The organism is Bernardetia aquimarina, assembly GCF_042180575.1.
In the GTDB taxonomy this organism is placed as follows: Bacteria; Bacteroidota; Bacteroidia; order Cytophagales; family Bernardetiaceae; genus Bernardetia.
The window spans coordinates 5700294-5724004 of the sequence record NZ_CP170094.1 but is presented as its reverse complement, the minus strand read 5'-3'; the positions used below and the strand labels follow the sequence as shown (position 1 = coordinate 5724004).

Genomic DNA, 23711 nt, shown 5'->3' with positions numbered 1-23711 from the left:
TCATAGCACAAACATAATAAATTGTGCTATAAAAAAAGATATTTAATTTTGAAAATAAATTAACAAATTTGTAGCTCACAAATCATTTAATTCAATTATCGAATAATCATAAACGAACCTGTTTTTTGAGTTTGTTTGGCTGTCTTGTCTATTGGACTTGAATAACGAATTATCCAAACATACGCACCTGTCGGAACTTGTTTTCCTTTGTATGTTCCGTCCCAAAAATCTTCTTGTTCTACATCTTCTATATTTGAAGTATTGATTTGATACATGACTTGTCCCCAACGATCAAAGATTTGCATTTCAAAATCAATCGCATGCTTTCCAAAGACTTCAAAATAATCATTCAGATTATCATTATTTGGTGTAAATGCTTCAGGAATAAATATACGAGGTTCACAAAGTTCTGTAGCCAAAACACTATCAGTCGCTTCACAATTATTGCCATAACGAGCCACTACACGCAAACGATAATTTCCACCTTCATTGATTTCTAAGTTTGGTTTTGTAGCAATTATCTGCTCATTTTCATCTGTCCAAACATACAAGTACGTTGCGCTGCTATCGTAATTTGTGATAACAGAACCAAGCGTATGACTTAAATTTCGCTCAAAACGATCTTCTGCACCTGCTTCAAAACAAAGAACAGTATCAGCCACAAGCTCAATAACTGGATTTTCTTTAATCTGAACTTCCACACTTCTTTCAAATTCACAATTCTCAACGTTTACTTTTACAGTATAAATTCCAGATTTAGAAACTTCAATAAATGGTGTTTTGTCTTTAGTTGGTGTCCATTCATAAACGGCATTCAAATCAGAAGAAAGTGTATCTCCAATCGTAATTGTTTCACCTTCGCAAAGCTGAATCAAATTAGGTAATTCAAAAGTTGGTGTAACATAGACAAAGACTGAATCTACGTTATGACAACCGTTTTCATCTGTTCCAAATACGTAATAAGTTGTAGATTTCATAGGACTAACCGAAATAGGTTCTGTTACTGTTGGGTCGTGTATCCATTCATATTCACGCCAACCAGAAGGCGAGAGTAAAATAGAATTTCCTGCACAGATATTGACAGAATCTGCTGTATGCGCTTTTACTTGTGATGCTGGATTAACGAAAACTGAAACCGTATCAAAAGTAGAATTACAACCGTTTTGATAGCTTCCTTCTACTATGAAAGTATGGAAGCCTGCTGAATCTAACCTTACCGTAACTTGGTTTGTACTATCCAAAACAACGTTTGAAGTATCGTTTAATTTTCTCCAAGAATAGGAAGTTGCACCTGTTGCTGTAAAGGTAATTTCTTCGTTGATACAAATTTTGGAAGCGTAATTTTCTGTAATTTCTACATTCGAAGAACGATTAAACTTGACAGTTACTTCATCGCTACTTTCACAATTTGTAAGTGAATCAAAGACCGTCAAACGAAGCGTAAACGGTTCATAAGAAATTGGTAAAACCTGATTGAAAGAAAGATTAATTTCTGCATCAGTTGAAAGAACTTGATTATTTTCTATATGTGTCCAAATGTAACGACTGGTAGCTGAATGTTGTGGTAAGAATCCATTCAATTCTAAATTCTCATTCTGACAGAGAATTATACTTTCTTCTTCTATCTCTGCAACTGGAATTGGATTTACTTTTACAATAATCGTATCAAAACTAGAATTACAATCATTATCATATTTTCCTTCTACAATATACGTCCAAGTTCCGACCGAATCAGGTTGAACAGTTCTAATTGCATTTATATTTCCATCATTCCAACGATAAGAAGTTGCTCCTGTTGCTTCAAAATTAACTTCTTCGCCTAAACAAATTTGCGTTTTGTTGCTCGTTGCTATTACATTTGACTTTCTTTTGAACTGAACAAAAACCGTATCTGTAATAAAACAATTTGTAGTCGGATAACTTACTTTTACTTGATAGGCAAAAGGCATTAAACCTAAAGTTTCTTCGTAAGTTAGTGTCAGTTTTGAAGAAGTAGAAAGCGTTTGAGTGGCAGCATTTCTATTTGACAAACGTACCCATTCATAAGTTGCGTTTGGTTCATGTGTCGCATCAAAAGCATCTAAAACTACTGAATCTCCTTGACAAGCTACTAATGGATTTTGAATAGAAGATTGAGGCAAAGAACCTAAAATCGGTATTTGATTAATGATTACTTCTTGCGTTTTGGTCGTGCTACAACCTGTTTCTGTATCAGTTACGACAACTGTATAAATTCCACTTCTATTAATAACAATAGATTGATTTTGAGTCGTAGAAACCGTCGAAACAATTCCATTTCCAAACCATTCTACACTATAATCTTGAAGATTTGTAGCTTCAATGAAAAGTGTATCATTTCTATCACAAAGAGGGTTTTCATAGCCAAGAATTTCGAAATTAGGTGTCGTATGGAAAAATGCTTTTGCTGTATCCAAAACGCTACAACCTGTACTTGTATTAGTTACTTTTACTTGATAGAAATCTTCATTAGTTACAAATAGAATACTATCACTTCCTACATTTTGTCCTGTATTTAGGTTTTTCCATTCATAAGAAATCATATTTCCATGACTAATATCAGAAGCCGAAAGTCTTGCGCTCTGTGCAGTATCGCAAACATGAACATCTTCCACCAAAACAACTGGCAAATCATAAGCATTTACTGTAACAGTATCGCTTGTTCTGCTACAAGAAACATTATTATCAGAATTTGAAATAATTACAAAATACTTTCCTGTTTGGGTTACATTCAAAGTTTCTCTTCCATTTCCGACTCGTGTGCCTGCCGTTTGATTTGGCTCAATTCTATACCAATCAAAAACATATTGATTAGAAGTATTGGACGGATTTAGGTTTGCAGTAAGCTGTAATGTATCATTCGGACAGAAATATTGGTCATTCAATCCTAAATCTATTTGAGGAATTGACTTTGTACTGATTGTAATTGGAATAGAGCTATTGATACAATTATCACTTGTTCGTGTTCCTTCTACATAAAAACTATCGCCATTTTGAGCATCTAAAACAGTAAGGAAATTTCCTGTACCGATTGGATTATTATTTTTGAAATAAGTATAAGAATCAGCACCAAAACCACGCAACTCAATAAGCGAGCCTTCACAAACTAACGTGTCATTTTGAATATTCATCAACACTTCTAAAGGTGCAACAGTTAAGTTTACCTCATCAGTAGCTTGACAATTTTGAGAAGTGAAAGCAATTATTTTGTATGTTCCACTTTCATCAACTTCTAGGGCTTGATTTTCTTCTCCAGTTATCAAAACATTGTCTTTGTACCATTCAAAACGAGCAAAACCATTTCCTTCATTATTTCCTGCATCAAGCGTAATAATTTGACAACTATTTTGGTCTTCTCCCAAATCTGTAAAAGCTGTTTGCGTTTGAATACGAACTCCGTCTTGTGTTGTAAAGCTATTTTCAGTAGCATCAAGAACTAAAAAAGCATTTCCATTTGAAAAACTAAGTGTTGTTCCATTTCCTAAATTCTGTCCGTTTTGTGTCCAGTCAAAATCTGTACTGGTGTGATTTTGTGCCAAAACATCTAATCCACAACCCATCAAAACAGGCTGAAAACGAGTAAAGACAGCAGCACGACCAGTATTAGAAAGTGAAATACTATTATCCAAAGTAGATATAGTCATTGCATTTTCATAAAAACCAGTTGTATAAAGATTTCCTAATTCATCAAAAGAAACTCCATTTATTCTATCGTTTTGAGTTCCTCCTTGTGTTTTTGTGTCTAAAAGAGTTCCGTTAGGTAAGAAATAACTTACAAAACCCTCTTCATTTCCAGTAGCTGCACTTCCATTTAATGTTCCTGTAAAATGACCAGAAATAGCAATTTTACCAGAACGACCTACGGCAATGTTTGAAACACTAGCATTTGAAGGGAATATTTCTTCAAATCTTGATTGACCATTTGGCAAAAAACTATATAGAAATTCTTGTCCTACAATAAATACATTACCAAAATCATCTGTATCAATTCCTTTTGCAGCTTTTGGAAGAGATTTGAGCCATAACAAACGACCATATTCGTCATATTTTGCTACAAAACCGAGTTCTGCTGTTGTTCCGTTTAGGTTTAGAGTTGTTCCATTTTCATCTGTTGCATCTAGGCTAGTTTTGAACGAACCAGCGACAAACACATCTCCAAAAATATCAGTTGCAACAGTTGTGCTTTTTGCAGAAACTGGCGAAATAAGTTGATTTGCCCAAAGTAACTTTCCATTAGGTTGGTAACGAACGACAAAGGCATTTTCTCCTGTTTGAGTAAAAGTTGTGTCTGTACGAAGTGTCGAAACGGTAGCTGTATTTGTTGTAAAACCTGCTGCAATGGCGTGTCCTCCTAAGTCTGTTGCTACGCTTGTAATTTGGTCGTTTTGTTCTCCTGCTGTACTGACTGCCCAAAGAAAATCTCCATTGGCTGCATATTTTGCCAAAATTCCGTCGGTTTGTCCTTTTGAAATAAGGGTTGTATCTCCAATAGTTGCAGTTTGATTAAATAATCCTCCTACGATTGCTTCTCCTTCAGTTGTTGTGGCGATTGAATTTGTTTGGTCATCTCCACTACTTCCCCAAGAGCGATTCCAAAGGATATTTCCTGTTGTATCTCGTTTTACTAAGTAACCATCTCTCAAACCTCTTGAAGTTAAAGAATTTGAGCCAAAAGTAAGATTATTTGAGAATACTCCTCCTTCAAAGATAAATGCTCCGTTTACATCGACATCTAACCCTTCTGAAAAAGTGGAAGTGGCAGAACTTGCACGGTCTGAAACTAAAGTCAAGTTATCATTTATAATAGTTGCTCGTCCGTTTCGTGTACGGATTTGAACTTCTTTTACATCTGAAATAACTTCACAAGCATCTTCTGAAACTACTTTTACTTGATAATTTCCAGATTCATTGGCTATCAAAATTGGACTTGTAGCATTCGGAATATCCACTCCATTAAATTGCCATTGGTATTCATAATCTCTTCCTAGTGGCGTTGCTAAAGCTCCAATAACGGCAGAACCATAACCAATAACAGGGTTTTGTTGTGGCAAAATCTGTACTTCTGGAAAAATAGAAAAATGAGTTCCTGTACTTGACTGACGACAACCATATTGATTTTCTGCTTCTACATGATATGTTCCTTCTTCTATGATTGTTATTGAAGTTCCATTATTTCCTGTATCTATTCCGTCTTTAAACCATGTATAAGTAGTGTTTGGTTGTGTATTTTGGATAGAAATAGTTCTTCCTTCATCTATACAAGTATTATTACCAAAAGAAGCAAAGTAATTTGTTATAGAACTTGTATTCAAGGAATTATTTTGAGTAGAAAGAAAAATTCTATTTAAGCCGTCAAAAACAATGTTTTCTTTATCCGATTCTAAATTATTGGCGAAAGGAATTGATTTAATTACATTACCTAAAGAATTATCAAGCGCAAGAATATTTGTTTGAGTAGCATCAAAAGCAATTCCGTTTCCATTAAAAACTCCGTTTGAGGTAACTTGATTAAATAAAATATGAGGATTATTTGCTTTATCTACTGCAATCGTTCTTGGCTTTAATCCTTCTTTTGTTCCTAGATTTTTATTCCACAAAATCTGTCCATTGTTATCATATTTGATAACAATAGTTTCTAATTTTTGCTGATTTGCTGTACTGTTTATATCAAATTTTTGGTGTGAAATAATTTTTTGATTGTTCAGAAGACTATACACTTCGCCAACTGTTTGAAAAGAAGCAATTAGATTATTTTGATTATCTAAAGTAAATTTCAAATCATTGACAAGAGATAAACCTTCGTGAAAAATAATATTTCCATTTGCATCTAGTTTCAGAAGATTTCCCATTCGAAGTCCTCTATTTGTCCAGTCCTGATTATCATAACTTCTAATACACGGAGGAACAGAACTCACACCAGAAATAGTAACACTATCTGCTGCAATAAGAGAGAAAAATAGATTTCCATTTTCATCAGTTTCGAAGCTGCGAATACTATTATCATTTGTTTGAGAGCCTGCTAAAGTAGAATTGATATGTTGAGAATAAACACTACTTTTTATTTCTTTTGACCAATTTACAGTTCCGTCGGTATTGTATTTTATTAAAGCAAAATCATCATTTATAGAAATAGAATTATTATTTGTTCCAAAAAATGACCCTCCACTTTTAGCAATTAGATAAATATTATCTTGATTTGCTGTAAGGAAAATATTGTCATTATCAGTAAAAAGAACAAATTTAGTATTCCAAATCAAATCTCCATTTTCATTGTATTTTATCAAAAATCTATCTCCAGTAGTTGCATTTATAGAAATGACTTGACTTCTGCCTGTTAAAGTAACAGAATTAGAAAGAGCTTTACCAATCAGATAAATATTTCCTTGCTTATCATTTTTGATGTCTGTGATATTTATATTGTCTAATGTAAAAAGAAACTTATTTTGTTCTTTTGCATTCATTTTCAAAAACACAGAATTTGTAGCTCGGTTCAAAGCTCTAAATGTATTCTTTTGATAAGCAGTAGCTAAAATGTTTTGAAAATTATGTCCAGTAGCAACAGAAGAAAAAGAATTGGTAAAATTCCAGTTTTGTGGCGTAGTAGAAAAAATAGAGCCATTCGGCAATGGACGAACTGTAACTGTTTCATCTAATGAAAATGTTCCATCTTGATAAGAAACCGTTTTTGTTCCTGCATTCAAGAAAGAACCATTTTGAGTAATTGTTCCTTCTCTATTACTAAAAGCATTTACCAAATTAGGCGAAGCATCTAATCCAAAATTCCATTCTGTATTTGTTCCTAATAAATCAGTTGTTTCTAAAATAATAGGTTCGCCTACACAAACATCATTATCTGACACCGAAAAAGTAGCAGGTTCGCTCAAATACTGTCCTACACTTCTACGAGAACAGCCTTGTGTCGTCGTGGTTTCTACTTGATAAAAACCTATTTGATTAGCCGAATATAAAGAAGAAGTTGCTCCATTTATGATATTTCCATCTTTATACCATTGATAAGAAACCGAAGGCGCACCTGTTTGCAAAGTGGCTTGTAGGTCTATACTTCCGTTTTGTGGTAGGGTTTGGTTGTAATTGTATTTGGCTATTAGTCCAAAGTAATAATTATTGCTTGTTCTGGTATCTGTAACTGTATTTGAGCCAATAGAATAAGGTGGAAAAGAACTAGCCACCATTCCTCCTACATACAAAACACCATTTTTGGCAGCTATTACGTCTTCTATGTTAGAATAAGATCCTGTAGGAAGAATAGGAATAGGCTTTCTAAGAGGAAGACCATTTTGAGTATCATAAAAGTGAATACTTCCACCTGAAAAAACAAATAGTTGATTGTTATCTGTTTCAAAACCATCTATAAAACTTACACCAACAGGTTTTATCCATACTAAGCCCCCATTCGGATTTAATTTGATTAAATAGTTACTTGTAACTTTTGAATAAGATTGTCCAAGAATATTCCAACTTACATTCGAACCTGCAAGCGCAAAAAATGTCCAATATATATTTCCTTCACCATCTGTAACATGTCTTGAAGGAAGCCAGTTAGCAAAACCATTCTCTAAATAAATGGCTTTAGTAAATATTACAGCATCATTTTTATATTTAATGAGCGACAAAACATTGTCATATATAGATAATGTTGAATTATCTAGTACAACATTACCATCATAATTTACTGTCCGTCCAGTAAGAGCCGTAATAACTAAATTTCCATCATAATCTACTGAAATCCCTCTTTTCTTTGCATCATTATGTGTTCCTCCCATACTAAAATGTAAGGTTGAGAAAGTATGTAAATTTTGATGTAATTCTCCATTAGAAGGATTGTATTCTGCTAAAAATGTAGAATTATTTCCTCTAGCTAAAGTTTGATTTGAACCGTTTGTACTTGTTGCTAATATATTATCAGCTTGCCAAAACTGTCCTAAAATATAGAGTTTGTTTCCTCCTGTTGCTAGTAAAAAATTTGCACTTGCATTATCAGTTTCTATTACATTTGACCAAAGTAATTCTCCAGAAGAAGAATATTTCACAACAAACCAACTATGAGAGTACGTATTTGGAGTTAGTGTAATACCAGCACAACCATTAGACGGCAAAGTGATAGTATTGGTAAACTGTCCGACTGCAAAAACATTATCAAAATCATCAATAGCTACTTGTGCAGCATTTGGTATTTTCCATTGTACATTTCCTTGTTTGTCTATTTTTGTAACATTTGGAGGAAATACACGTAAAAAAGGACTTGTTTCTTCTAAATATTGACCTTCTGTCCATTGTCCACCCACATACAAATTTCCTTTGCTGTCAATATCTGCATTGGTAATATTTGTACGATACCCATCACCTAGTGATATAGTAGGAGCTTTCGAATTTGTATGCACCCATTCCCAAGGGTTATTTTGAAGTGAAGAAACAGGGTTTGGATTAACAGTTACATAATCTGTACGAGTAACATTATCATTTTGATAAGTAAGAGAAGGAGAATAAACACCTGCATCTTCAAAGACATAATTAAGAGGATTATAACTCGCATTTATATCTTGTCCATCAAAATTCCAAGTAATATTTTGAAATTGACTTGGGTTAGGAACAATAGTAGGCGTAAAAGTAACTGATTCATCTTCACAGATTTCTGTGGTATTGGCTGTGAAGTCTATTGTTTCTACTTGTAGATAAACACCATAATTTGTACTAGAACAGCCAAATTGATTGGTAGCTCTAAGTTGATAAAAACCTTCTTGTGTAGGTGTAAAAGTAGCAGAAGTAGCTCCACTAATATCTTGACCATCTTTTATCCATTGATAAGTAAGGGTTTGTCCAGCAGTAGGAGCTTCTGCTTGTAACGTAAAATTTGCTGGAAATGTTCCTAGATTAGCTTTATAGTTTGCAATTATGCTTGTATTGAGAGGTATATTCTGACCTATAAAAGTAGTTCCTCCAGACACTTGAACAAGAGTAGCAAGCGTAATATCTTGTTTGTCATCTATAACAAAATAATTTCCTCCAAAAGGAACATTAATTTCAAAAGCCGTTTTACCTGTTTGCTTATTTAATTTTATTATAAAATCATCCCTTTGAATATTAGTAGGAAAAACAAATGAAAGACCATAAAAATCCAACAAATAAAAATAAGGATTATCAAAATTATCTAATTGGAGAGAATGTATGTAGGTACTAAGGTCATATAAATTTGACCATAATTTTTGTCCATTAGCAGCAACTTTTATGATATAGCTCTTATTTCCATCATAAGGGAGAGAATGCTGATTGTCTTCTATCAAAAGCGAACTAAGCAATTCTCCTTCATATTTAATTTTTCCATTGTATCTACCTGTAAAATAAATATTTTCTTGTGTATCAATCTCTATATTTATTATTTCAAGAGGTTTTGGGCTATTATCTTGGTTATTATAACTATTTATTTTTTTAGCCCAAATAGTAGTACCTAGAGAGTTGTATTTTACTAAGTAAGAAGGAAAATTAGGAACATTAAACCCATTAAAAACTCCAGCGACAGAATTGAAATTTGACACTCCTACAATAATATTTCCATTAGAACTAACTGCCAAATCTTGTATCTCTCCAGTATTTGTTGTAGTCCAAATAATATTTCCTTGTGAATTTAGTTTTGCTACAAAAAAACCTGTCGTACTAATTAAAGTCGTTCCATCAATAGATTCTGTACCAGAACTATTACCAGCCATTATCAAATTATCATTAATTACATCTATACTTACAGCTCCTGTATTGGCACTTTCAAATTTCTTTGCCCAAATAACTGTTCCATTTGTATTATATTTTACAATACACCTTCCTTGTCCTACTGTAGTTAGATTAAAACCTTGTCCAAAATCTATTTGATTATGAAAAACGAAAGATAAATATATGTTCCCTGTCCTATTATCTACACTCATATCCAAAACCCTATTTTGATGAGTAGAAGAAGATAACAAAGTATAAGATATAATTTTGCTCCAAATAGCTTGATTAGTTTCATTGTATTTTATCAATTCTAAAACTTTACTAGTAGAACCATAAACATTATTTTCAAATAATCCATATTTATTATTCTGGTTATCAATTTTTATATCTAGTGGAGTACCTAAAGTAGCATTTGCAACTCCTGTAGTACTTACAGAAACCCAACCTGTAGGGTAAGAGGTATTCACAGTAGGATAGGTATTGGGAGGACGTGGATTAACTGTAATAAAATTAGGTTTATTTACTACACTATTAGTAATTAAATTTTTCAGATTTACATCAAATGTTCCTATATTATTATAAATAGCTTGCCCGGCTCCATTATTATCCGAAGCAGGAACAGTAGTAGCACTAAAATTTGATGCCATATAGCTATTATCTTGTAAATACTGTATTCCAGCAGGATATGTATTTGGATATTCGAATCCTATAAGAACATTCGGATCATACCCCACAGGCGTAAACTCCACCACATCGCCCTCACAAATAGTCGTCTGACTAGCCGTAAAATCAGTAGGATATTGAGCAAATAAAGAAGTAGTATTTCCTGTTCCAAAAAGAAGAATAAACAGAAATAGAGAAAAATAAGTAGGTAATAAAACTCTCATGCAAGAATTGAAATTTGATAGAAAACTATGAGTAAGTGTGTTTTTAAATCTAAAAACTACCTTTCTAAAGTCTTTTTTTGATTAAAAGACACAATTTTTTTTATAAAAAATGAGGAAGGAATACAAAGGTAATTTTTTTATTTTACATAACATAGAAAAATTACATTGTTTTTTTTTATAAAATACTTCTCAATTTCTTTAAGAAAATAGGATTACTATGAATATTTGCGTGTCCTTGATTAGGTAAAGTAACAAAATCAATCTTATTAACTTTGTCTTTCAAATTATACTCAACCTCTTTTTTATATAGGTATTCTTTTATTAATAATGAAGATTGATAAGGAATTACTCGGTCACCTGTTCCATGAAAAATAAATGTAGGTACTTTGTTTTGCGATAAAAAATGCGCTGTATTAAATTCATATTTCAATAAAAAAGTAGGAATAAAAGGATAGGTTCTTTTTGTCATATCTGTAAGGCTAAAATAAGGAGCTTGGAGAATAAGTGCTTTTGGATTATTTTTGCTGGCAAGCATCGCAGCCGAAGCCGTTCCGACCGAATAGCCTACAATAATTATATTTTCTTCCTTATATTTTTTACTTTTTCTTATGGTAGAATAAGCCGTCTGCACGTCATCAAAAAACTGTTCTTGACTGTGTATTTCGCCCTCACTTTTTCCATAACCACGATAATCCAAAATAAATAAATCATAACCTAAGTCTGTATAAACATCAGCCAAATCGCCCCAAAACTGTACTTGTCCTACATTTCCATGAAGATAAAAGACAAGTTTTTTATCTTTAGAAACATTTTTAGAATGAAATAAAATACCATGAAGATTTATGTGGTCATTTGTGGGAATTGTTATTTCTTGATAGTCTTTATCAAATCTAAAAACATAGTTTTGTTCTAACTTTTGAGGAAAGAAAATTAGTTTTTCTTGGAAAAAATAAAGTGTAACACACAACAAAAGATACAGACTAGCCAAAATTCCGACTAGCCAAAGAACAATTTTTTTAAGTTTTTTCATTTTTATTTTGAATTGTAGAGTTTCTTTGCATTTTCTATTTGTTCGGCTTCTGTTAGGTGTGGAAAAAGCATATAACTAGGCGCAATTATTTTCTTTGATTTTTCTATTTTGATTTTGGTAATTGTAGAAAAAGGATATTTGCCTTTGGTCATCTTTGTCAAAATATGTTCTAATTCTTCAAACTCCGAATCAGTTTTTTTAATAATTCTTGCTTTTCCTTTCAGTTGAAACCCTTTTTGCACAAAAATATCAATAAAACTTACACATACATTTGAATTGTACATCATATTATGAATACTTTGAGGAGAAGCAATATTTGCAATAATAATAGAATCCTCTTGATAAAAAGTAAATATTTCTTTAGGAGAAACATTGGGCATATTTTCAGTATCGACTGTGGCAAGCCAACAAAGAATACTGTTTTTGATAGAATTTTTGATTTCTTGAGTAAGCATAAGAAAAGTTACAGATTAGAAATTATGAACTAAAAGCCAGTATAATTAATCAATGTTTTAATTTAATGATTATAAATGAATTGGTAACTTATATAAAGCCTTTTTTATGCTATTTTGTTGTTGGTGTTACTACACGAAAACACCAAAAACGGCACTAAGCCTTAAACTACAAACTTTCATCAATCGCTTTTCCTAAATCTGGATATTCAAACTCAAACCCTTCATTTTGCAAACGCTCTGGAATTACCCAACGACTTTTCAAAAGTAATTCCGTTTCTGTACGAATCATAAAAGCACCAATTTCTAATAAAAATTTAGGCGTAGGAATACCAAAAGGTATATTCATTTTTTCTCTAAAAACTTGCATTAATTCTCTGTTTTTGACAGGATTAGGCGACGAACAATTAAAAACGCCTTCTAAAGTTGAATTTTCTTGTAAAAACAAAATCATTCTATACAAATCGTGAATGTGCAGCCAACTAAACATTTGATTGCCATTTCCTTGTTTTCCTCCCAAACCAAAACGAACAATATTTTTGAAGGGTGGAATTACGCCTCCACCTTTTCCCAAAACAATCGCCATTCGAAGTGCAATTTGTCTTGTTTTTTCTAACTCAAAACTAAAAAATTTTTTTTCCCAAGCTGTTGCAATTCCAACAGAAAAACCTGTTCCGATTTCGCCATTTTTTTCTGTCATTGCTCGGTCTTCTGCATGTCTGTAAATAGTGGCTGTGCTAGAATTAAACCATATTTTGGGTGGAAATTTACAGTTTTGGATAGCTTCTCCCAGTATTTTTGTTGTTTCTGTTCTTGAAAGCAAAATTTCGGTTTTATTTTTTTCATTGTAACGACAATCGACAGACTTTCCTGCTAAGTTTATCAACATTTCAGAATGTTCTAAGGCTTCTGTTATTTCATCTGGATTTTTCCAGTTTACAGGTGTGTTTCTAGCAATTATAATGACTTCATAACCTAATTCTGAAAACTTTTTTTGAAGATATTTTCCTACAAAACCAGTTCCTCCTGCCAAAACCACTTTTTTGTATAATGATGTATTTTCCATTTTTTTGAATTGATTTTAGTAAGATAATTTATATTTTTTGACTCCAATTAATCCTAGAATTCCGATAGGTAATAATAAAATCCATTGAGGAGCAAGTAGTTGATTCATAAAACTTACTGCAATAAAAGAAATAGAAAACAAAAAATACCCATAACTAATAAACTGAATTATTGCTCTACATTCTACTTTGGGTGCAAAATAATTCTTTATAAAAACGGCAGAAGTAAAAAATAAAAACAAAGTTACCATGTGCCAAACTCCAAGCAATTCGGTCTGAATTTGATTATCAAGACTACTTGAAAGTAAAGGATTCATCAGACTGACTTGCCCTGCAAAAGTATGAACAAAGGCTGAAAATAAATTCAAAATTCCTGCTAAAAGCCAAAATATATTTTTGTTTTTCATCGTATAATTAATAAAATTGTTCCCTAAAACTCAATCTAATTGAAACAAATATACACAAAAAAACAAAACTTTCAAATTAAATTGAAAGTTTTGAAAGTTAATCATTATGATTTAATTTTACCCCTAATCATCTTCATCTAATTCAAAGATTTCATTGACTGGTTTTTGGAATAATTGAGAGAGTTTGAGAGCCAAAACCGTAGAGGGAACATATTTATTCTTTTCTATCGAACTAATAGTCTGCCTAGAAACGCCTATTTTTTCAGCTAACTCTTCTTGTGTGATATTCAAAATAGCTCTTTGTACTTTTATGGTATTTTTCATGTCTGCATCTAGTTGTAATTCCATTTTTTTTAGAGATTTAGGATTAGTTTTTTTTGAGAACATGAAAATAAGCTATCTGAACAAATAACATAAACCAAAGCAGAATAGCAGAACTCATTTCTGAATAATCACTTGCTTTCATCTCTACAACAGAGTCAAACAAAAAATCTATTACAGGCATAGCTAAAGCATATATTACTCCTGTCACAAAAGCAAAAGAATAAGATTGCACTCTTAATTTACTTATCATTTCATCTTCTATTTTTTCTCTAGAAATAGAAATAAGTAACATAAAAACTAAAACTAACTTTGCAGAAACAGACAATAAAGTGGCAGCATCCTCCATTGCAAAACGAAAAAACGAAACAGCTAAAACAGAAAGTATAAGTCCTGCAAAACCAATTTTTTTGAAAGCATGAGGAAACAACTTTAAACGATTAAAGCCTTTTTGTTCGTTTTCACAGATTTCAGTAAGATTCATAATTTTTGAGTTTTTGAGTTTTTGAGTTTTTGAATTATTAAAATAAATTTAGTTACTATCTGAAATGAATATTCAGTGTAGCTAATTGTAAAGTTATAACGACAAAAAGTAAAATTCAGTTGTCTTTTTGTAAAGTTTATTTTACATTTTATTCAAATACACTTAAAAAAATTAAATCCTAGTTATTTCAGTTGCTTATCTGTCTTTAAAATAGTAATTTGCTTAGGGCTTGAATTAATCCTTCCAATAACAAAATAGTTATATTCTATAAACAACAAATCCTACAAAAGCAACCTTATAGTAAAAAATTATATCTAAAAAAAACAGGAAAATAATATTGATACTAAAAAAATGATTCTATGAAAAACTTATTTCTCTTTCTTATTCTACTGATTAGTTGTTGCTTTTGGCAGCCTTCTAATTTATTTGCACAACAGTACCTATTTCGAAATTACGGATTAGATCACGGCTTACCACAATCAGAATTACCTACTCCACAAGCTGGAATGGTAGATTCAAGAGGTCGAATCTGGATAGCAACAAACGGAGGAGGACTTGCACTCCTAGAACAAGAAAAATATAGAGTTTTTGGAATAAAAGATGGCTTAAATAGCAACTTACTCAGTAGCATAGTAGAAGACAGTGAAGGAAATATTTGGATTCTTTCTCAAAATAAAAATATCTCAAAATATGACGGCAAAACGTTTACTTCCTTTCCAGAACTCAACGGAACAATGTCTTTGGGAGGAACTTTATCAATAGACAAATGGCAAAATGTATGGGTTTTAACGAATGGAGCAGGAGTAAATAATATATTGTATTGGAAACCAAAAAATGAAGAGAAGTTTAGAGAATACAAACAAGCTAATTTAGGAAATCTTCCTTCTACAACACTTTTTTTGAGACATACTTCTCAATTTGAAACCTATCTTGTTCATCAAGGAAAAATACTTCAATTTAATGGAAAAAAATTTGAAGAAATAATCTATCCCCAAACATTTGTAGTTGATTCTCTTTCTCAACGTAAAAATTTATTTTTAGCGCATCAAGACCAAAATAAAAATCATTGGCTTTGGGCAACAGACCCCAATACAGGAGTTGCAGACTTAGTTTTCTTTAATACTACAACTAGAAGTTATGATAAAATTGATTTTTCTAAGTGTCCAATTCCAACAGGTACTCCTCTTCCTAACAGAGGTTGGCTGGTTCATGTAGCATCAGATAACAAACTTTATGTGATAGCCTTTGGTATTAATACCATTTTTGTCTTCGATAAAAATCATAACTATATAAAATCTTATGGTACTGCAAATGGTTTTACTGGAATCATGGGAGGTAGTGGGGTTATTTTTGAGGATAAATATGGAATTTTATGGGTGGGAACTCGTGGAAATGGACTCGTTCAGCTACCCAATGAACGCTTTACCAATTTTACACCACAAGATGGCTTACAAGGAAAAATGATTTTTGGTTTTGGTGAGGATGAAAAAAATAGAGTTTGGTTAGGTAGCTCAGTAGGAGGAATTACTCTTTATAAAGACAAAGTGTTTCAAAGTGTAATTTCTTCTAACACTACTTTTGGTAGAATTTCTACATTTTGGTATAAAAACAAAGATACAGTATATGCTGGAACTGGAACTGGAGTTTTAGAAATTGCAGAAAACACATCAAAAAATACATTTACTACAAAAGCTATCAATCAAAAATTTGGAATACCTGTTGGTGCATTTGTCCGAAATTTGGTAGAAATTGATAATATTCTTTGGGTTTGTACACAATTTAATGGAACAGTTGCTTATGATTTGCAAGGAGATAGTATAAAATACACATTCGCTAAAAATGAATTGGACGCAACAGCTGTAATTGATGTCAAAAAAGATTCAAAAGGTAATTATTGGTTTGCTACTTTTGCAGGACTTGTAAAATGGGATGCAAACGGAACAGAAGCATCTAACTTCAAACGATTTACGCAAAAAGATGGATTGGGAGATAACTTACTTCTTCAACTGTATATTGATAAAAAAGATATTATTTGGATTATTGCATACTCTGGAGGATTGAATCGTTTTGATGGAAAAGAATTTACGGTTTATCAAACTCCTCAAGGTCTTTCTTCAGATATTATTTATTCTATTCTTCCTGTAAAAAATAAGCTAGACCAATTTTGGATAGGAACACAAAGGGGACTTAATAAAGCCTATTTTAGAAATGACGGAAAATTGATGCGAGTAGAAAAATATGGAAAAGAGGAAGGTTTTTTTGGAGATGAATCAAATGGAAAAGCTATTTTTGAAGATAGTAAAGGAAATATTTGGGTAGGACATCTAAATGGAGTTACAAAATGTGATTTTTCACAAGAGCAAAAAGCAATTCCTCCCAAAACATTTATCAGTGAAACAAATTTATCTCTAACCCAAACCAACTGGACAGATTCGGTCTATATAAATAATTTTGATTCGTTGTCTGCTTGGCATAATCTACCTCAAAACTTAGAATTAAGTGCTGACCAAAATACACTCAACTTTAATTTTTATTCGGCTAATTTTTCTAATCCAAATGATATTCAGTATCAATGGTGGCTAGAAGGCTTGAATAAGGATTGGCTTATTCCGACAGAAAAAATGGAAGCTACATATTCCAACCTTTCGCCAAAAAAATATATTTTTCATGTTCGTTCTAGGATTGGAGAAGGTGGAGAGTGGGGCGAAGAATCTACTTTTGAGTTTCGTATTCGTCCTTATTGGCATCAAACATGGGCTGCTCGTATTTTAGGTTTATTTTTGTTACTCGGAGTTGTATTTGGCTTGATAAAATGGCGTACCAGTAGTTTGGAAGCGAGTAGAAAACGCCTTTCTCGCTTAGTAGAAGAGCGAACTGTAGAAGTCGTAAAAAGGAATAATGAAATCTTAGATAAAAATCAAGAATTAGAAGCTCAGCAAACTCAACTTGCCAATGCCTACAATGATATTCAAGAAAAAAACAAAAATATTACAGCCAGTATCAATTATGCAAAACGCATTCAAGATGCCATGTTGCCTTCTGATGAGCGCATCAAAACTGTCTTAGAAGAGTGTTTTGTCTTTTATAAACCTCGTGATATTGTAAGTGGAGATTTTTATTGGATAGCTGAGGTAGAAAATAAAACTATTATTGCTGCCGTAGATTGTACAGGACACGGTGTTCCAGGGGCATTTATGTCAGTTATTGGAAGTAATCTTTTGTATGAAATAATAGAAAGTCAGCGCATTCTTTCTCCTGCCAAAATCCTTGATGCACTCAATGAAAATGTTCGTCGTCACCTCAATCAAGACCAAACTAATAATCGTGATGGAATGGATATGTCGATTTGTGTAATCGATAAAGCTACTCAAGTTTTGACTTTTGCAGGTGCAAAAAATCCACTTCTTCATATTCATGACAATAAAGTAGAAATCATAAAAGGCGACCGTTTTCCAATAGGTGGATTTGATAAACATGGACAAAAAGCATTTAAAGAACATACCATTATTCCACGAGAAGATAGTGTTTTTTATATTTATTCAGACGGTTTTCAAGACCAATTTGGAGGATTAGAAGGACGAAAATATATGTCTAGGCGTTTTCAAAACTATCTACAAAGTATTTCATCATTATCTATCAAAAAACAAAAAAATAAATTAGCACAAGAATTTCAAGACTGGAAAGAATCTGGAAAAGAGCATCAAATAGATGATGTTCTTGTGATTGGATTTAGAATCTAGAGATTATTATACCACAATAAATATTAAACTTCACTAACAAAACAAATTATACTGATGCAAGATAGAATGCTTGAACGAGAAACCTAAAGGAAAAAATAGATTTTATTTTGGTATTAGATTATTATTCAATCAAAAACCACCTCCAAAACTCAAATAAAGTTTCAGAGGTGGTTTTCTATTTTTATAAAAAGAATTACAAAATTAGTCTGTTTTCTTTTTAGTAGTTGTCTTTTTGGCAGCAGGTTTTTTAGCTGTTGTTTTCTTAGTTGTCGTTTTTTTGGCTGCTGGCTTTTTGGCTGTTGTTTTCTTTGTTGTAGCCTTTTTTGCAGGAGCTTTTTTAGTTGTGGTTGTTTTTTTGGCGTATCTACCTTTTTTCTCTGGTGCAGCTTCGGCAAGCTCTAAACACTTTTCTAATGTCAAGTCAGCAGGTTCGATATCTAAATCTTTAGGAATCTTTACATTCTGCTTTCCAACAGCAATATAAGGTCCCCAACGACCATTCAAAACACGCACTTCTTCGTTTTCAGGAAAAACTTTAATGAGTTTTTTAGCATCTTTTTCTCTTTTTTCTTTGATAAGTTCGATAGCTCGTTCCTCATTTATGGTAAGTGGGTCTTCTTCTTTTGGAATAGAAACAAATTTGCTATCGTGTCGTATGTAAGGACCAAAACGCCCAATGGCAGCCACTACTTTTTTATTCTCAAACATTCCGACATCACGAGGTAACTTGAAGAGTTCTAGGGCATCTTCTAGCGTAATTTTATCCAAATATTGCCCTTTTAAAAGAGAAGCAAATTCAGGTTTTTGTTCTGGATCATCTGGATCTAAAGGCAGTTTTTCTACCAATGCGCCATAACGCCCCATTCTAGTTTGTATTGTTCTTCCTGTTTTTGGGTCTTTTCCTAATTCTCTTGCTGTACTTGCATATTCGCCATCTTCTCCTACTTTTACTACTTGTGGATGAAATTGCCCATAGAAAGAACCTAACATCTTTTCCCAATTCAGATTTCCATCAGCAATTTTATCAAATTCGGCTTCTACTTGTGCTGTAAAACTAAGTTCGACGATATCTGGAAAATTCCCAACCAAAAAATCATTTACAACCATTCCCATATTGGTCGGAAAGAGTTTATTTTTTTCTGCTCCTGTAGTTTCTGTTTTTGTCTTGCTAGTAACTTTATCGCTCTTCAAAGTCAGTACAGAATATTCTCTCTGAATGCCATCTCTAGCTTCTTTCACTACATATTCTCGCTTCTGAATCGTTGAGATAGTTGGCGCATACGTAGAAGGACGACCAATTCCCAACTCTTCCAATTCTTTTACTAAAGATGCCTCTGTAAAACGAGCTTTCGGACGTGTAAAACGCTCAGTAGCTGTCATGACTTCCAAAGCCAAATCTTGTCCTACTTTTAGAGGAGGCAAAACGCCTTTTATTTCGCTGCTTTCCTCGTCATCATCGTCATCTTTTGACTCCAAATAGACTTTCAAAAATCCTTCAAAAGTAATTATCTCGCCTGTTGCTTTGAGTGTTTCACCTAGTTTTTTGTTGTCTTTTGTTATTCCTATTGTTACAATCGTTCTTTCTAGCTTTGCATCTGACATTTGAGAAGCAATGGCACGTTTCCAAATAAGGTCATATAATCTTTGTTGTTGATTATCTGAAACAGGCTGACGATTTGCAAAATTAGTGGGTTTGATGGCTTCGTGAGCTTCTTGTGCAGAATTTGATTTTGTCTTATAGACACGATTTTTAGCATATTCTTTTCCATAAGAAGCTATTATTTCAGTTGCTGCATTCTGACGAGATTCTTCTGAAAGATTGACCGAATCAGTACGCATATACGAAATATGACCAGCTTCGTATAATCTCTGAGCAACCATCATGGTTTGAGAAACCGAAAAACCTAATTTCCTACTTGCTTCTTGTTGTAATGTCGATGTTGTAAATGGAGGAGCAGGCGATTTTTTGGCTGGTTTTTTCTCTAAGTTATCAATTTTGAAAGTGGCAGCTACACAGCTTTCTAAAAATTGTTGAGCTTTTGTTTTTTCATCTAAACGCTTTGAAAGCTCTGCATTTAGTTTTTTACCATCTTCTACATCAAAAACAGCATCTACTTTATAAAATCCTTTTGCATTAAATTCATCTATTTGTCTTTCTCTTTCTACTACTACACGAACGGCTGCTGATTGCACACGTCCTGCTGAGAGTCCGTATTTTACTTTTTTCCAAAGCACTGGAGAAAGCTCAAAACCTACCAATCTATCCAAAATACGTCTTGCTTGTTGAGCGTTTACCAAATCATCATCAATCGTTCTCGGATTTTGAATAGCATTGAGGATAGCTGTCTTGGTAATTTCTCTAAAAATAATACGTTTTATGTTTTTCTCATCCAAATTCAAAGCCTCTTTTAAGTGCCAAGAAATAGCTTCTCCTTCTCGGTCATCATCCGTTGCGAGCCATACTGTTTCTACACCTTTTGCAAGTTTGCGAAGAGAACGAATGACTTCTTCCTTATCTTTTGAAACCACATAAGTAGGGTGAAAATTATTTTCAATATCAATGGCATCATTCGACTTAGGCAAATCCCGAACGTGTCCGAAACTAGAAGTAACAATAAAGTCTTTTCCAAGATAACTTTCAATGGTTTTGGCTTTGGCTGGAGATTCTACAATGACGAGATTTTTTGACATATTATTATATAAAATTGACTATGTTAAATGGATGTGGCAAATTCAATTCGTATAAAAAATAAGAAGTGATGCCAATTTTGAGTTGCTATATTTAATTAAGTAGAAAAAGCAGAATTATAAATGGCTAACGCATAAACACAAAAAAATGTTAGGCTATTTTATCGAATAGAGCTTTATTTGTACTATTGAGTCTAGCAAAAAAGATGTTTTATAAAGACAAAGTTACCTATTTTTTGATATTTGCCTAATTTGTATGCTTATTTTTATTAATTCTATAATAGAAGTTATACAGATTATCAACATAAAATCACAATGCTGATTAGATGATATAAAGACTCCTACTTCAAATTCTCATAAAAATAAAGTTCTTTATTCTTCATTAATTCTGGATGTAAAATTTTTATAAAATCTTCCAAAATTCTGTCTGGAAAAGCTACACCACTCTCAAAATAATCATTTCCTCCACTTTTTAGCTGTCTTTTATTGTGATTAAAAATGGTTGCGTTTTTGACAGATTTAAAAGAAACAAAACGTCTATCTGAACTAATAAGCTGATTCATGTTCTTCCAATCACTTGCATGAAACCAATAATCTGCTTGTTCTGCCTTATCATAAACCGACTCTATGGCTAACGGAGAAGCTCCTGTTCCTTCCAAGTCATTCCATAAATAAATTGCTCCTGCATCTTTGGCAAATTGTGCTACATAGCTATTTCCATTGGGCATAAACCAAGTTTCATTGTACCACGCATTAAAAAAAAGTGTTGGCTTATTCTCTTCTTTTATAGTTGCTGTTAGATTTTTTAGAGAATCATAATTTGATTTTACTTGATTAAAAATTTCCGTTGCTTTTTCTTCTTCTTCAAACAAAACACCAAAGAATTTTATCCATTCTGCTTGTGCAAGTGGCGAACTCTCCAACGTTTCATTACAAATAATAACTGGCAAACCAAGTTCTTTCATTTTTTGTTGTGTATCGCTTGTTCCTCCATATAAAGAAGCATCATACGTAAAAATTGCGTCAGGTTCTAAGCTAACCAAACCTTCAAAATTAACTCCAGAGCCATCATCATTTCCTACTTCTTTGATTTTTCCATTATCAATATTCTTTCTAATTTCTTCATTCGAAACATACTTTGCACCTACAAAACCAACCAAATTATCTACATTTTCCAAAAGAGAGATAAAAGTAGCATATTTTGTAGAACGTGAAACGATACGTTTTAACGGAATTTGAAGAGCAATATCATACTCTAAATCTGTTTTTGGTTTGGTTTCTCCTTTATAAAGTAGATATCGCTGTTGTACAGTTGCATTTTTATCATAAACCTCTAAAATTTTGAAATTTGGATACGAGTAAGAATTAAATTGAGTCGCATGAGCAAGAAAAAGAGAATCAGTAGAAATCTGTGTGCTTTGCCATTCAATAATTGATTCATCTTCTTTTTCTTTGTCTGTCATTTTATCAGAAGTACAAGAAAAAAGAAGTAGAAAAAGGATAGAATAATAAAAAAGATGAGTTTTCATGATGTTGTTTATGGAGTTTTTGTCTTTTAAAAAACTCAAATAACGGAAAATTTCACTAGAAAAAACACCTAATATAATCACAAACTAAGAATCAATTAGGCTTTTTGAAACTTTTTTTTCAATTTTGAAGTAATGTAATTCATTGTCGTTGGTGGCAAGGTAAATTTCGTAATTCGTAATTTTTAATTCGTAATTGATTATGTCCCGTATTCTCACAGGTATTCAGGCCTCTGGTCGTCCACATTTAGGAAATCTTTTGGGCGCAATCTTACCAGCTATTGAGCTTTCAAAAAAAGCAGGTAATGATTCTTATTTTTTTATTGCTGACTTGCATTCTCTCACAACGGTAAAAGATGCCGAAACGAGAATCCAAAACATAAATGCTGTTGCTGCTGCGTGGCTGGCTTTTGGTTTTGATATAGAAAAAAATACGTTCTATCGTCAGTCAAGAATCCCAGAAGTAACCGAACTTGCGTGGCATTTGTCTTGTTTTACACCTTATCCAATGCTTGCAAATGCACATTCATTCAAAGATAAATCAGATAATTTATCAGATGTAAATGCAGGACTTTTTACCTATCCTGTTTTGATGGCTGCTGATATTTTGATGTATGATGCTAATTTTGTTCCTGTTGGAAAAGACCAAATTCAACACTTAGAAATCACTAGAGATATTGCTTCGGCTTTTAATAATAAGTACGGAGAAATTTTTGTAATGCCAGAAGTAAAAGTAGATGAGCAAATCATGACAATTCCAGGGACGGACGGACGCAAAATGAGTAAGTCTTACGGAAATACGATTGATATTTTCTTACCTGAAAAGCAGCTCAAAAAGCAAGTTATGTCTATCGTAACAGACAGCACACCTTTAGAAGAACCAAAAGACACAGAAACTTGTAATGTTTTTGGTTTGTATAAATTATTAGCTTCTGACAGTGATTTGAAGACAATGAAACAAAATTATGCAGGTGGAAATTATGGCTATGGACACGCAAAAAAAGCTCTTTTAGAACTTATTTTGGATAAATATAAAACCGAAAGAATTACTTTTGATAAACTAATGGCAGATGAAAAAGAACTTGACAACAAACTCAGAATAGGAGAAGAAAAAGCTAGAAAAGTAGCTTTTGAAGTCTTGCAGAAAGTGAGGAAGCAGTTGGGTTTTGCGTAATATCTTTAAGAAAAAGTGAACTAATAACAGTTATAATTAGTTATTTTATATATCATTCAATAAAGTATTTATCAAAAATTTGAATTGGCATTTGCGTTTCGCAATGTATTCGACTAAGGTTATCGATTGATTGAGTCATTATTCCTTTTGACGTGGAAAAAGAAAAATAAAGTTTCGCCAAAAGAAATAATTACTCT

General features: G+C 32.5%; 11 protein-coding genes. 2 read left to right on the top strand and 9 right to left on the bottom strand.

Annotation, left to right across the window (positions count from 1 at the left end):
• Window positions 1-95: 95 nt before the first annotated feature.
• From ACE193_RS24570 to ACE193_RS24540, 7 genes are all read right to left on the bottom strand, one after another.
• The gene (locus tag ACE193_RS24570; RefSeq protein ID WP_375560832.1) at window positions 96-10628 is read right to left on the bottom strand and encodes a gliding motility-associated C-terminal domain-containing protein; all 10533 of its coding nucleotides are present in this window, start codon (window positions 10626-10628) and stop codon (window positions 96-98) included.
• Window positions 10629-10803: 175 nt separating this feature from the next.
• The gene (locus ACE193_RS24565) at window positions 10804-11658 is read right to left on the bottom strand and encodes an alpha/beta hydrolase (protein WP_375560831.1); all 855 of its coding nucleotides are present in this window, start codon (window positions 11656-11658) and stop codon (window positions 10804-10806) included.
• Window positions 11659-11660: 2 nt separating this feature from the next.
• Window positions 11661-12113 (bottom strand): pyridoxamine 5'-phosphate oxidase family protein, encoded by a 453-nt coding sequence (locus ACE193_RS24560; RefSeq protein ID WP_375560830.1) that lies wholly within the window; start codon window positions 12111-12113, stop codon window positions 11661-11663.
• A gap of 166 nt (window positions 12114-12279) precedes the next feature.
• Window positions 12280-13176, bottom strand: a complete 897-nt coding sequence (locus ACE193_RS24555) for a TIGR01777 family oxidoreductase (RefSeq protein WP_375560829.1) — start codon at window positions 13174-13176, stop codon at window positions 12280-12282.
• Between the two features lie 15 nt (window positions 13177-13191).
• Window positions 13192-13581, bottom strand: a complete 390-nt coding sequence (locus ACE193_RS24550; protein ID WP_375560828.1) for a hypothetical protein — start codon at window positions 13579-13581, stop codon at window positions 13192-13194.
• 123 nt (window positions 13582-13704) lie between these two features.
• Window positions 13705-13929, bottom strand: coding sequence for a helix-turn-helix transcriptional regulator (locus tag ACE193_RS24545; RefSeq protein ID WP_375560827.1), 225 nt, complete (start codon window positions 13927-13929; stop codon window positions 13705-13707).
• Between the two features lie 19 nt (window positions 13930-13948).
• The gene (locus tag ACE193_RS24540) at window positions 13949-14386 is read right to left on the bottom strand and encodes a hypothetical protein (protein ID WP_375560826.1); all 438 of its coding nucleotides are present in this window, start codon (window positions 14384-14386) and stop codon (window positions 13949-13951) included.
• Between the two features lie 359 nt (window positions 14387-14745).
• Between ACE193_RS24540 and ACE193_RS24535 the strand changes: the two genes are divergently transcribed.
• Window positions 14746-18126, top strand: coding sequence for a SpoIIE family protein phosphatase (locus tag ACE193_RS24535; RefSeq protein ID WP_375560825.1), 3381 nt, complete (start codon window positions 14746-14748; stop codon window positions 18124-18126).
• A 201-nt stretch (window positions 18127-18327) separates the two neighbouring features.
• Here the strand turns inward: ACE193_RS24535 and topA are convergent, their stop codons facing one another.
• A complete protein-coding gene (gene topA, locus ACE193_RS24530) occupies window positions 18328-20817 on the bottom strand; it encodes a type I DNA topoisomerase (protein WP_375560824.1) in 2490 nt (829 codons plus the stop codon).
• Window positions 20818-21155: 338 nt separating this feature from the next.
• Entirely contained in the window at window positions 21156-22343 is a 1188-nt protein-coding gene (locus ACE193_RS24525; protein ID WP_375560823.1) for an ABC transporter substrate-binding protein, read from the bottom strand.
• Between the two features lie 199 nt (window positions 22344-22542).
• Between ACE193_RS24525 and trpS the strand changes: the two genes are divergently transcribed.
• Window positions 22543-23514 (top strand): tryptophan--tRNA ligase, encoded by a 972-nt coding sequence (gene trpS, locus ACE193_RS24520; protein ID WP_375560822.1) that lies wholly within the window; start codon window positions 22543-22545, stop codon window positions 23512-23514.
• The last annotated feature ends 197 nt before the right edge of the window (window positions 23515-23711 follow it).

Bases quoted from the DNA above. Each gene is read 5' to 3' on its own strand.
- topA (WP_375560824.1), bottom strand. From the start codon at position 20,817: ATGTCAAAAAATCTCGTCATTGTAGAATCTCCAGCCAAAGCCAAAACC.
- ACE193_RS24540 (WP_375560826.1), bottom strand. From the start codon at position 14,386: ATGAATCTTACTGAAATCTGTGAAAACGAACAAAAAGGCTTTAATCGT.
- ACE193_RS24525 (WP_375560823.1), bottom strand. From the start codon at position 22,343: ATGAAAACTCATCTTTTTTATTATTCTATCCTTTTTCTACTTCTTTTT.
- ACE193_RS24545 (WP_375560827.1), bottom strand. From the start codon at position 13,929: ATGGAATTACAACTAGATGCAGACATGAAAAATACCATAAAAGTACAA.
- ACE193_RS24550 (WP_375560828.1), bottom strand. From the start codon at position 13,581: ATGAAAAACAAAAATATATTTTGGCTTTTAGCAGGAATTTTGAATTTA.
- ACE193_RS24565 (WP_375560831.1), bottom strand. From the start codon at position 11,658: ATGAAAAAACTTAAAAAAATTGTTCTTTGGCTAGTCGGAATTTTGGCT.
- trpS (WP_375560822.1), top strand. From the start codon at position 22,543: ATGTCCCGTATTCTCACAGGTATTCAGGCCTCTGGTCGTCCACATTTA.
- ACE193_RS24560 (WP_375560830.1), bottom strand. From the start codon at position 12,113: ATGCTTACTCAAGAAATCAAAAATTCTATCAAAAACAGTATTCTTTGT.
- ACE193_RS24570 (WP_375560832.1), bottom strand. From the start codon at position 10,628: ATGAGAGTTTTATTACCTACTTATTTTTCTCTATTTCTGTTTATTCTT.
- ACE193_RS24535 (WP_375560825.1), top strand. From the start codon at position 14,746: ATGAAAAACTTATTTCTCTTTCTTATTCTACTGATTAGTTGTTGCTTT.
- ACE193_RS24555 (WP_375560829.1), bottom strand. From the start codon at position 13,176: ATGGAAAATACATCATTATACAAAAAAGTGGTTTTGGCAGGAGGAACT.